Origin of the sequence: Pseudoalteromonas ardens (genome assembly GCF_030125445.1) — a bacterium.
Classification (GTDB): Bacteria; Pseudomonadota; Gammaproteobacteria; order Enterobacterales; family Alteromonadaceae; genus Pseudoalteromonas; species Pseudoalteromonas ardens.
In genome coordinates this window covers 123,883-137,040 of the sequence record NZ_JASJUV010000003.1, presented here as the reverse complement: position 1 = coordinate 137,040, position 13,158 = coordinate 123,883, and the positions used below count along the sequence as shown (strand labels likewise).

The window sequence follows — 13,158 nt, the reverse complement described above, 5'->3', positions numbered from 1 at the left end:
CCGGTACATGACACAAAAAAGCCATGGCCGCTTGCGCGTGCCATGGCTTGCTCTTAATCAAACCGTACTAACGTGTCATTACTGACAATTGGCAATTTCTTTCCATGGGCCCAGTGAGGCCGGGTTGTTGCCCTGAGTCCACCACTTCGCTTCATAGGTTTTACCGCCAAAGGTCACCTGATCACCGCCGGTGTATACCTGAGTTTCATTCCATGGTGCCGGGCAAGAATTGCCAGGTTCAAAGGTCACCTGTACGCTGTGCGTCGCAGACAATGCCGGGAAAGTGTAGCTTGACTGCGCTGTCACGCTCACGCCATCAACTTTCAGTGTGGCGACACGATAACCGCTATCTGGTACAAAGGTCAGCGTAAAGTCGGTGTTGCCTTTCGCGCTGATCACACCGCTTGCATCCGGCGCTGGTGAAATGCTACCACCCGTGCCCACAACCGTTGCCGTAATATCGTAGAATACCGGCACGTCAATCACGGCATCAACAAAGTTACCCGATACGTAATCGAAGTTTGCAGCGCTGAGGCTGTTCACATCGGTGTTTTTCAGTACCAGACGTTTCTGATCGCCTTTTGATGCGGTCTCATCCAGCGTGATCACCGTATCAGCACCTTCCTGCGTTAGCACCAGCATAGAGAAGGTATAGTTGAACAGTGGCATGCTGATCACGGTTTTTGCCGGGTCAAAGCTGTTCACTGTCAGCGCCATATTCCAGCCCCAGTTCTGGCTGTTCAGAGGCACGATGAAGCCCAGGCGGTCATAACCACCAGTGACGTTATCAAACATCTCAGGCGTCAGATCAGCCACTGTCAGACCGACCAGCTCAACCGAGCTGTAAATACCGCCATCTTTAGCCTGTACGCCGACGACCAAAGCTGTGTCTGTTTCGTAGGCTTTCAGGTGCTTAAAGCCAATTCCTGCGGTGCCACGGATCTTATCCAGCTGAGGATTGAAGCCCGTCACAGTTTGCTTACCTGACCACGCAATTTCATAGATATCCGACTGGGCGATCACCGCTTCGGTATTAACGTTCACAGCCGCAGCCGATACGCCTTCGAGCACCACACGCTGACCAGCAAACGCTAACTCAACACCTGCAGGTACGTCTGACACAGACAGGTTACTCAGTGGCGCAGCAGCCTGCCAGTCACGCAGGATGATACGATCTTCGCCAACAGTGAAGTCACGAACTGTGGTCACTGAGCCGCTTTGCTCGTGCAGTTCAATGGTGTCTGCACCACCGCCTGGCAGTACTAAGTCGTTACCCCAACCAGCGGAGAGCTTTTCATCGTATTTAGAGCCTTCGATAACGTCATCTGCTGGCGTGTCGAAGATAGTGTTGTAGCCACCAAACTTATGTACATATTTGGTGATACAGGTACCCAGTTCATCACAGGTGATTTCATCCTTGGTCAGCAGGCGTGCTGTACCCCAGGCACCACGTAAGTGGGCCGCAGCCAGCAGGCCAGACATGGTTGCTTGTACTGTGATGGCGTTACCATTGTCGTCTGTGCCAGGCCAGCTCTTCGCCAGTGCCTGCTCCCAGGTCATGTTGGCATCGGTCAGCAATTGCGTCATTACGCCATAGTTAAACCGCATAGCATCACGCATCACCAGTTCCTGATTATCCGGGATCAGCAGATCTGCAAACGAGTTGACGCCATTCTTACCAACAAAGGTCCCTTCCCAGCGGTTTACATCTGTTGCCTGGATTTGGTTACCACCTGAGCCGACGATCTCAACCAGGGCTTCCGTTTTACAGCCAATCCAGGTGCTGTCTTCCACAAACACATAGAAACTGTCGTATTCCTTACCATCCACAGTCACTACTTTCGGGCTATAGTAACCGGCATCGATCAGTACCGCTTCACCCAGCTGATAACCCACGAAACCCCAGGCATTCATCGAGTTATACTGCATGGTTTTGAACATCTCAGCGCTATACGGCGTTTGTGAGTTATAGATGCCGTCAATGCCCAGCTTAGTGAAGAACTGATTAATGGTAGTATCTTCCGGGATCATGCTGCCTGTTGAGCAGTCACGTACCATACGACCAGGCGCTGACACTTTGGCATACTTGTAAACCGGGTTATTCAGGTTCTCAAGGTAAAAATCTGCCAGAGCAGGATTAATACCTGATTCGAAGTTTCTTAAGCTATCCAAAAAGTCCTGTACGCCTGTTCCCGCTGACGCAGAACAACTTAAGATTACGGCTACTGCACATCCTGTCATTTTCAATTTCATTAGGTGTTTCCTCATTATTTTTTTAATCGAAACAAATCCAGCAATATCAACCCGATCAGAGCAACAATTTTAATGAACATCCGCGACCCAACCCTAAGCCGCCTACCAATAAACCCGCATTAATTATCCACACCGGGTTTATATCGCTGAAGCAGTGAGCTAACCTATCTTGCTGAATCTACAAAACAGGCATTTCTATTTGCTCAACTAATATACAAGCTAGCGTTCGCAAAATAATAAGTCAATCGTTTTTACAAAATTTATTGCAATAAAGTTTCATGCGTAAGATCAGGTAACAACAGGTGAAATAAGGCAAGCCGGGCAAACTTGCCTTAACCGAGTAGAAGTGTGGGCACATCGCACCAGTCCGGCAAACAGTGCCAGAACATTGAGTGTATGTCCCCTTATCCGCACACCTGGGCAATCTTCCTTGCCAGGTGATGTGCGAATTGACCAGTTAAAACCGAACTGGTCTAAAGGAAGCGGGAACTTCCCTTATACTGAGGCCGCACGGCATGGGATACCGTGCACAAAGTCAGTGTTAGAAGCGAACACTGGCACCCACAAAGTAACGCGTACCAAACTCATCGACAGCATGGACGATATTGCCTGCTGTTGGCTGTCTTAGCACCAGCGCCTCATTGAGCAGGTTAATCGCTTCAAATGACACATCAACGTTGTCGGTCACATGCCACACCACCGAGGCATCAACCTGGTCGTATGCATCGTTCAGGCTATCCAGGCTGCTGCCGTTATACTGGCGTACCCAGTCATCACGGTAGTTGTAAGCGAGGCGCACACTGAACAGGTCGTTTTCGTAATAACCCGACAGGTTATATGAGTTTTGTGATACTTCTTCGATGGGCATTTCCTTACCCGTCGAGTCAGTGCGGCTGCTATCGGTATAGGTGTAGTTTGCCTGTATACCAAAGCCGTTTTCAAACGCATGCTGATACTGCAATTCAATACCACGTACATCGGCTGTACCGACGTTACGCGAACGCGTCACCAGACACCCTTCACCACATCCTGGGTAGAACTCAGCAGCAGTCGTTTGCTCAATGTAGTCACTGATGTTCTTCACAAACAAGGTCGCACCTAGCACAGAAGACGGATTAAAGTACCATTCAACACCCATGTCGTATTGGTCTGACTTATACGGGTCCAGGTCCGGGCTACCGACATTCGCTGTTTTAAAGCTCTCTGAAATAATGTCCGCGACTTTCATGTCGTCATAGTCTGGTCGTGATACCGTTGATCCCGCCGCAAATCGGAAGATCATGTCTTCGCTCAGATCGATCGCCAGGTTCAGGCTGGGAAGATAATTCGTATAACTTTTATCGACTTCTCCCTTCACCCCATTGATTTCACCTTTGGAGAGAATATCGGTTTCGACTATACGCAAGCCTAAGTTACCGCGGAAGCCTTCTCCTGAAAAGTTGGCTTTTACGTACGCAGCGGCAATGTCCTCTTCAATAGAGAAGGCATCTTTCACTGTGACAGTGCCCGGTGCATTGCTTCGCGCATAATCCCACAACCCGCGAGTACCGATTGGAAAACCTGACAAGCTACCCGCGCGCCCTTCGGCACTATGCAGACCCGACACAAAACCACCGTTAAAGTCACCAAGAGTCAGTCGTTCACCCCCTTCACGGATAGCGTCAACATTCAGATCCTGGTTATTTTCCTGGTATGAAAACACTTGTTCCTGGAACTTAATGCCTGCCTGAATTGAGGTCATCACAGGTGAATCCAGCTCAAAGGTAAAATCGGCCTGAATGTAATCTATCTCATTATCGCGTTCATAATTGATATAGGTATATTCATGGAACAGTTCAAAATTATCATGACTACTCATATAGTCCGGGTTGACCGGAATAAGCTCTAGCGGGCCGCTCACATCATAAGAAAAACCTGAATTGGCACGCTCACTGATATCACCCCACCAGGTACTTGTCTGGCCAATTCGGCCTTCAGCGGTTGACTGACCAAGAACAAAGTCGGCAGACCAGTCCTCTGCCTGATAATTTGCAGTAAAGTTAATGACATCCGTTTGCATATCTGGTGTACGCAATACCGTGTTGTTGAACAAAGGGGCGCGACCTGGACCAGAGGCAGTGACCGTCGCTGCGGTAACAATCCCTTGCTCATTCACTCTGACCGAATCACCCTGCAAGGTGCCATAATCCATAATGGTGAATAAGGCCGAGTTAATGTGGTCGTTTTCCAGTTCGAATAAATTGTAATCCAGGCCAAGTGTCAGCGCATCGCTCGGCGCATACTGAACACTGATCTGGCTACTGCTGCGTTCTCTGTCTTCATCGAACAGAATAGATGCCGCACAACAAGACGTTTTTCTGAGTACACCATTGCTGTCTTCGAGTGTCGTTGCACCAGGAGGGCCGAATGTAGATAACGTCTCGCGATATACTTTCGACTCTTCATTTGAATAGGCAACCAGGATACCAAAGTTTTCCTGCTCGTTTTTCCAGCTTGCCAGACCTGAGTAGGCTGGCGACCACTCTTTGGCGTTACCATGATAGGCATTTTCTACGGACGCAAATACAGTACCTGAGTCCATATCCAGGGGCTTACGGGTTTTAAGGTTAACCGTACCACCCATAGCGCCCTCGTTGATATCCGACTCAACCGACTTATACACATCCATACCGGAGATTTGTTCTGACGCAAGCATTTCAAAGTTAAAGCTACGGTTCACACCACCCAGGTCAAACCAACCAACACTGGCAACGTTCTGGCCATTCAGCAACACCATACTGTGCTCAGGTGCAGTACCACGCACCGTCACACCGCTGACCTCACCAAAGGTTCTGACCACAGTCACACCCGGAATACGCTGCATCGCATCACCGATGTTCTTGTCCGGGAATTTACCTATGTCTTCAGCCGAAATCGAGTCAACAACAGAGTTGGCGAAACGCTTGGTGTTCAGCGCCTCCGTGAGGCTGCGTCTGATCCCTCTTACTTCAATGGTTTCGATTGCCTGATTCGCACCACTCTGTTCCTCAGCCGCAGCACCAAACGACATACCCGACAACGCTGTTGCTACACATACTGCCACGTAACTGGATTTCAAATAGTTATTCAGATACTTGGTTTTTACCTTTGAGCCCTGATTTTTCATGCTCTTCTCCCCTTTGCCTTTTCCCAAGCCGTTCATTCCCAGTGAGTCGACTGGCTTGTGTTATTATCAAACTGTCATTTTTTATTAGTAAAATTGATATACTAAGTATTTATTAAATCATTTTGACTAATTGTCAAGCACTTATTATTTCGTTTTGCTGATCTTTTTAAAGTTGCTCTGCGATAACCCGGGCACTCACGGCCCTGCTCGAGTAAGCACAAACATAAGTTGATAAATCAGCATATTGCGATAATTCGTAGTCGGAACGCATGGCGATCACTATGACCCTGCCAGGCCACTTTTGTAGTGCCTGCTGCACACGTTGCTGCTGGTCTGCCACATCGAAGCTTTCTCCCGGTAAGGGGTAATCTTCAGTGATCAACACTAAAGGCTCAGCCAGCGGTTCGGTGGGTGCTTGCAGCGCAGCCATAAATTGCTCATGCTGCCAGAGTCGATATTCCCGCCCGCGCTCTGCAAGCGTCTCAAGGATCACATCCCGGGCTGAGTTCGGATCGTTAGGACCGATCCCCCGGCTATTAACAATGTTGTCGTACCCTTTGGGATCAGCGGCAAATGCCAGCGTAAATGCGCGGTCTTCGAGTGGCCACTGCTGGTCGTCATTGCGTAATACCCGAATGGCCGAACTTGCCGCATCGCGCGCCAGCTCATTCGCGCTTTCCAGCACACTGGCGGTTGTTTGCGATGAAGTGGCAAAGTGCTGATATTTAAATGCCAGTACCTGCTGCAAGCGGGCGTCGATAACCGATTCACTTAAACTGCCCTGTTTAACCGCAGCAATTACGCCATCAATGGTTTGTGCCTGGATCGCTTTGTAAGGGGTCGTGCTGTTTTCGTAGTGTTCTTCACTGAGCATCACCAGGTTGGCACCTGCCTGTAATGCCAGGATGGCCGCTTCTTCTGGCGCATAGTTCTTACGCATGGACCACATATTCATGCTGTCGGTGATGATAATGCCGCTAAACCCTAACTGCTGGCGCAATACGCCCTGCAAAATGGTCGACGATAAGGTCGCCGGATAGTCGGCATCGATTTGCGGGTAGCTGATATGACTGGTCATGATCAGCGGCACCCCAGACTCAATTGCCGCCTTAAAAGGCAGCAGATCCTCGCGCATCAATTGCTGCAAAGACTTATCAACCACGGGCAGTGTCTGGTGCGAGTCATTGTGGGTATCTCCGTGACCCGGGAAATGTTTGGCACAACTCAGGCTGCCACTACGCTGCACGCCACGCACCGCAGCAGCAACATGACGAGCAACATGGTGAGTCTGCTCACCAAAGGCACGCAGACCAATGATCGGGTTATCTGGGTTGGCATTCACATCCGCACAGGGTGACAGCAGAGTGTTGTAGCCAACTTCCTGCATCTGCTCGGCAAAGACCTGATACATGTCTGCCGTCAGCGCCGTGTTGTCCGCTTTACCCAGACCCAGGTTACCCGGTCCCAGATCGGTATACTGAGTCAGGATCCCCCAGGAACCTTCCTGATCAACGGCCAGTAGTAAAGGCGCATCGCAGGCTCTCAATGCCGCCTCATGCTGTAACTCACGGGCTAACTGCGCTGCACTGGTCGGGTTAGCGGCATTGTCATCGGTGATGTAAAAGCCCCCAATATGCCGTTCCTTGACCAGCGTCTTTGCGTAATCACGATCTTCTCCGGCAAATGCCAGAACAAACAGCTGTCCAACCTTTTCTTCGATAGAAAGTGTGTCGATAAGCTGTGCTACTTTCTTTTCAATATCCATACTGCCCTCTGATTTTTGGCAAAACAAAGCCCTCAGCGCCGCGGCACCGATTTATTATTCGTTCAGATAAGGAAGCGCCTGTCTGGCACCTCGCGGGTGAAACTGATCCGTTTATATACCTAGCCTGGGCAGAAGGCGGAGCAATACGCTTCCACCTTCAGCTTGTTGGCCAGGCATGAGCCCGGACAGACACTGTGTTAGGCGGCAGATTTAGCGCCCGTGATCAGCCCGACCAAGTCTTCTTTGGTCACATCGCTAACCGACACATCTGCCACTGACTGCCCCTGATACAACACCACTGCACGATCACAGGTTTCGACCACATGCTGCATGTTGTGACTGATCAGCAGGACGGCAACCCCCTGAGAGCTGATCACATTGATCAGTTCATTGACCTGCGCACTCTGCTCAACCCCCAGCGCTGCCGTCGGCTCATCCATGATCACAATGTCAGCTCCCCAGTTCACCGCACGAGCAATGGCAACAGCCTGACGCTGACCACCAGACAGACGATGGATCTGTTCCTGATAACTGGGGATACGACTGTTCAGTCGATTCAGGGCTTTCTTCGCACGCTTCTCCATGGCTTTTTTATCCAGCCAGCCAAGTCGGCGTAAGATTGGATTCTTATGACGGATCTCTCGGTTAAGAAACAGGTTTTCTGTGATATCGAACTCCGGCACCATGGCCAGATCCTGAAACACCGTCTCTATTCCCGCTTCACGTGATGCCAAAGGAGAGTCAATATGTACCGGCTGACCATTGACCAGAATGGCCCCTTCATCGGGTGGATGGATCCCAGAGATACAGCGCACCAGAGTTGATTTACCAGCACCATTGTCGCCGAGCAATCCCACAACTTCGCCTTTGTTGATGGTAAAGCTCACGCCTTTAAGCGCATGTACACCACCAAAACGCTTATGTACGTCCCTCACTTCGAGGGCGATTTGATCCAATGCACTTCTAACCATTTTTCAACTCCTTGACACCAATTGCCACAGCCACAATCAAGATGGCACCGCGCGCTATCATTTGTTCGTTTGTGGAAAAACCAGACAAGATCAGACCGTTGTTGATCATGCCCATTAACCAGGACCCCAGAATGGCGCCGATAATACACGCGCGGCCACCAAACAAGCTGGTGCCACCAATCGCAACGGCTGCAATGACGGTCAGCAGATCTGCCTCACCCAGGGTATAACGCGCGCCGTGCAAACGACCGGCATACAAGAGTCCGGCCAGCGCAGCCGCCATAGAAGAAATAACCAGGGCATAAATGCGCACCTGAGTCACTTTAATCCCCATCGCCAGGGCCGCTTTAGGGCTACCGCCCACTGCAAGTAAGTGCTTACCAAATGCAAGCTTAGTCAGGACCACATAGCCCAGTGCCGCTATCACCAGGGTCCAGATAAATAAGGAAGGAACGCCAAACACTTCACCAGCACCAAAAAACGCGGTGAAAGTTTGATCTATGATTGGCACCGACTCCAGGTTCGTCAGCTGGCGCGACAGACCGGTGATCACGCCCATAGTGCCCAGAGTGATCAACAGAGATGACACCTGCAAACGCTCAATCAGCAAACCGTTGATCAGGCCGACAATCAAACCGACACTGAGTGCCCCCAGCACGGCCAGAGGAATGCCCACATGTTGCAACAGCAGGGCGCCCACCAGGGCAGATAAAGCCACCACAGAGCCTATCGATAAGTCAATATGGCCGACTGCCAGCGCAAAGGTCAGCCCCACCGCCATCACAGTGATCGGTGCCGTTTGACGCACGATGTTCATAAAGTTAGTCAGACTAAAAAAGCCCGTATCATGCAGTGCGACTGCAAAAATCAGCATCACTGCAAGGAATATATAGTAGATAAAAAACTCTCGTTTCACAGCCAGCAACTTGAGTTGCTGCATAGGTAGTTGATTAACGCTCATGGTATTCCTTATTGTTTTAACGCTAAATTCAGGAGTCTTGGCAGGGGCGACTGAAAGGCGCGCTGCCAGATCTCAGCAATATTGTCTCGCTTGACGGTATCAAACGGCACTAAGGTAAAGTGTGGCGCCGGTAAACCCAGGGTAGAGGCAGCGCCGAGCCGGGCCATGGTTTGCCCGATGTCGAATGGCCTGTCTGCAATGGTGCCATGCACATTGCCATCCATCGCCATATCCAGCAGGTTGTTCACACCCAGGTCATGGGTGATCACTTTAATATCGCGTCGACCTAAAGAACGTAGTGCTTCCACCACCCCTTCCGCAGCGGCATCCCAGGATACATATATGGCTTCCAGCTCCGGGTGCTGCAATACCATCGCTGCTGCGACATTGCTGGTCTCATGCTCTTTGATGAACCCCCGTTCAATGACCACATTTAATCCGGGGTAAGCTTTCAGACCCTTGCGATAAGCATTATCACGATTATTGGTGATAAAGTAGCTGGCATCGTGGTAAATCATGCCGATCTTACCTTTATCACCCAACGCATCGGCCGTCAGATCAGCCGCCGCTTTACCCATCCCAAACATGTCATCCGTCACAATACCGACAAAGTCTTTGCCTTGCTCAAACCCCGGGATGGGGTTACTCAGCAATACCAGTTTGGCACCACGCTCAATGGCTTTGGCATAGCTTTGTTTGGTACTGACCCCATCGACGCTGAGTGAAAGAATAATATCGGGCTTCAATGCAGCAATGTTCTCCAGATCGGCCACTTGCTTCGCAGGGTCAAACTGCGCGTCAGTCGCAGCCACCACTTTAATGCCTAACTTTTCAAATTCGGCGCGTGCACCGCGCGATACCGCTGCCACCCAGGGGCTGGCCCCATGCCAAACAAGCGCTGCAGTCAAATCTTTTGATTTAATTTGCTCACTCTGCTGCTCTGTCAGGTGGATATCACTGGATTTTGCCGCTTTGCTCCAGTCAATACTTTGTGCCGCCCAGCTCATCGACGTTGCGCAGAGCGCAGCAGCGGCAAACATCCCGCTAAACCACGTCCGACGGCGGTGGCCATTCATCTGAGTTCCTGTAGACATAGGTAGATCCTGCTGTTGATTATTAAAATTCGCGCTTGCGAACGTCCTAACTGCCATTTTTATACTGGCATTTAGGATCAGTTTTGTTGTATTTATAGTCATATTCAGCCAACAAACCGTTTATGTCAATTAGTTTGACTAATTATTTTTTATTCGGTTTAGCCTCATGATCGAGTAAGATGATCGGCTTAGTTCAGGGAGAATGTGTTGTGTAAGCAGGTACATACGGCACATTGACTGGGGCAATATCATGATAAAGCCCCCAAATTAGATTCAAATAGTAAGGCGAACACATTGAAAGGCTCCAACGCAAAACAGAATAAATCGATAAATTTGCGTCTTGTACTCTCTCAGATTGTCACTCAGGGGCCAATCTCCCGTGTTGAGATTGCCCGCAATACCCAATTGACCAAGCAAACCATTACCAACATGGTGGAAGAACTGCTGAGCGTTCAACTTGTTGAAGAAACCGGTATAAAAAAGTCAGAAGGGGCAGGTAAACCCTCAAAGATGCTGGTTCTGAATAAAAAGGCCGCATACACACTGGCAATACGCATCGTTGACCGCGAGCTGGAAGTCGGCCTGTTTTATCTCAACGGTGAACTGCTCAACCGACTGCACACCCACCTTGACGCGGGTAATACCCTACTCGACAAGGTCAAATACCTGATTGACACCCTATTGACCGTCGCCAACCTGAGCGTCTCTCAGGTACTAGGCTGCGGCTTGTCGGTTCAACTGAGCCATCTAAAGGGCGTCGAGATTTTTGCTCACAACCGGGAACTTCAGCAACAACTGGCCGATACGCTGGGCGTACCCGTGGCACTGGAAACAACGGCCTCTGCCTGCGCCAGTTTTCAGATGCTGTTTGGCGAAGCCAGGCTGCTGGACAGCTTTGTCTATGTACACCTGGGCAATCAGGTAGAGTCAGCGGTGGTATACGATCGACGGATCCTGCTCGGTCAGAATGGTCTGACCGGCGCATTGGGTGAGCTGTTTGTGACCCCTGAAACAGATGATGACACCGCTGAGCTGGGTCGATTGAACGACTTCGCCTCGTTAAGTGCCCTAAAAAATAGCCTCGGACGCCCTGGTTGCAGCACCGAAGAGCTGCATCACCAGCTACAGGAACATCCGGTGATAGAGCGCTGGCTAGAACAGGCTGCGGAGCCGATGCGGATAGCGATCCACAGCATTGAGTCCCTGCTGAATACACAGACCATCATTTTGGGCGGTGACATCAATGACTGGCTGCTTGATAAACTCACGTCTGAGTTGCGTCCATTCATTCCATCCATTGCGCAGTTTGGTGAACGCCAGGTGGTGCGGCTAGTCAAAACTCCGGACGTTGCCAACATTGCCCTCAAGGGCATTGCGACTTTGCCGCTGCACAGTGCGCTCAGCGCCAAGAACATGCAGACTTTGTACTTTCCTGCCATTAACCAGCCCAGTGAACTTCAGGAGCTGGTTTACTAGATTAGTAAAGTCTTATGCGGGGCAAGTGGCAACAGGCAGACTTGCGTCTTGCCCCCATTCACTCCAGGATCCGTCATAGACGGATAAAGGGTAAAACCCACATTCATCCGCAATCATAGCCAAAATACAGGCTGTCACCCCGGAGCCACAGCTAAATTGTAAGGCCTGATTAGTGACCCCGGCGTCCGTTAATAATGCCCGTAACTGTGCTTTAGGTTTAATTAATCCGCTGTCATCCAGTACGCTCGCATAATGGACATTCGCACTGCCCGGAATATGGCCACTGCGCATCCCAACTCTGGGTTCTCGTTCCTGACCGCTAAACCGCGCCGGGCTGCGGGCATCCAGAAGTAACACTTCAGCGCTCTCTATCCCCGCCAGCACAGCATGCTTATCAATGAAGTAACCGCTTTGGGGGTCAACAACGAAATCTCCAGGCTCGCAGCTGTGCGCATACTCAGTCGCAACGGGGAGACCCAGCTCTAGCCACTTGACTAAGCCCCCATCCAGCACATAAACCTGCTCAAACCCCATGGCTTTAAACATCCACCAGGCCCGGGCAGCACTGAACAAAGCAAAATTGTCGTAAACTACCACAGTATCCTGCTGGTTAATTCCCAACGCCCTGACGCCATGCTGAAATTGCGCTGCACTGCACATTGTATTGGGGCACGCGCCATTGGCATCGCTAAAGGCGTGGCTGATATCAAAACGTTTTGCCCCGGCAATGATCCCCGATGGCACATAATTTCCTTTTGTTCCTGGTTTGAGCATGCCACAATCAAGCACAGTGACGCGATTGAGGTTTTTCAGTAACCAGTGACAACTTTTGATGTTTTTCATTTGTTAACACAGTGTCTTGAGTGATTCAAATTGCCATTAATACTAGATGGGAAATATCTCAGAAACAATGCAAGATTGAACAGAACCAGCCGGACTCTGGCTCTGAGACATCGGCCCTGCATACGCCTGTTGATTAGAAAGCGAACCTCAGACTCACCGTGGTCAACGTATAGTCACCTGCGTCGCGATAAACCATATTCGTCACCAGGTGACGATTAAAGCGGTCCCCTAAGCTAACCAAAAAAACGCGTTATCGTCAGCACCTTCTCCCGAAACATGCTCAAAGCCAATGCCCAGTTTAGCGTCCCGTTTTCCAACAAACACACGCTGATACTGAACGCGTGCACCCTAAATATCGGCATGCTCATGCCAAACATTGCTTGCGCTTCCCAGTAAACACTGCCTGAACTACCAATAGCAGCAAACGAGAAACCTGATGAGTCATCTGAAAAATCAAAGGTCTAATGACCAAGCGCGAGGTAGTTGTAGTCTGTCTGCTGGGTCAACACGGCAGTATTGCAGAGCAATCATGAAGCGCAACCGAGCAAGTACTTGCTCATAAATAAATCTCCCTTTCCTTATAAAAATCAAAATCCTAAATGTACCCAATTGCCATCCTGGTCGCGACTTTTTTTGCCAGCGCACCCGCT

8 protein-coding genes are annotated in these 13,158 nt (G+C 50.3%); 1 reads left to right on the top strand and 7 read right to left on the bottom strand.

The window, feature by feature from the left end; translation table 11 throughout:
• Positions 1-78: 78 nt before the first annotated feature.
• From QNM19_RS11385 to QNM19_RS11360, 6 genes are all read right to left on the bottom strand, one after another.
• Complete coding sequence (locus QNM19_RS11385) at positions 79-2,253, bottom strand: carbohydrate-binding protein (RefSeq protein WP_049864704.1); 2,175 nt, start codon at positions 2,251-2,253, stop codon at positions 79-81.
• A 541-nt stretch (positions 2,254-2,794) separates the two neighbouring features.
• Positions 2,795-5,398, bottom strand: coding sequence for a TonB-dependent receptor (locus QNM19_RS11380; RefSeq protein WP_284026713.1), 2,604 nt, complete (start codon positions 5,396-5,398; stop codon positions 2,795-2,797).
• Positions 5,399-5,564: 166 nt separating this feature from the next.
• Positions 5,565-7,163, bottom strand: a complete 1,599-nt coding sequence (locus tag QNM19_RS11375; protein ID WP_284026712.1) for a glycoside hydrolase family 3 protein — start codon at positions 7,161-7,163, stop codon at positions 5,565-5,567.
• Positions 7,164-7,360: 197 nt separating this feature from the next.
• On the bottom strand, positions 7,361-8,134 hold the full coding sequence (locus QNM19_RS11370) for an ATP-binding cassette domain-containing protein (RefSeq protein ID WP_010383357.1): 774 nt from the start codon (positions 8,132-8,134) through the stop codon (positions 7,361-7,363).
• Entirely contained in the window at positions 8,127-9,095 is a 969-nt protein-coding gene (locus QNM19_RS11365; protein WP_284026711.1) for an ABC transporter permease, read from the bottom strand. Before QNM19_RS11365 ends, QNM19_RS11370 begins: the two co-directional genes overlap by 8 nt.
• A gap of 8 nt (positions 9,096-9,103) precedes the next feature.
• Positions 9,104-10,189, bottom strand: coding sequence for a substrate-binding domain-containing protein (locus QNM19_RS11360; protein WP_284026710.1), 1,086 nt, complete (start codon positions 10,187-10,189; stop codon positions 9,104-9,106).
• A 294-nt stretch (positions 10,190-10,483) separates the two neighbouring features.
• Between QNM19_RS11360 and QNM19_RS11355 the strand changes: the two genes are divergently transcribed.
• Positions 10,484-11,665: an ROK family transcriptional regulator gene (locus QNM19_RS11355; RefSeq protein ID WP_284026709.1), complete on the top strand. Its 1,182-nt coding sequence runs from the start codon at positions 10,484-10,486 to the stop codon at positions 11,663-11,665.
• A 12-nt stretch (positions 11,666-11,677) separates the two neighbouring features.
• On the opposite strand, the gene QNM19_RS11350 is transcribed toward QNM19_RS11355, so the two are convergent.
• Positions 11,678-12,508, bottom strand: coding sequence for a sulfurtransferase (locus QNM19_RS11350; protein ID WP_049866182.1), 831 nt, complete (start codon positions 12,506-12,508; stop codon positions 11,678-11,680).
• Positions 12,509-13,158: the final 650 nt, after the last annotated feature.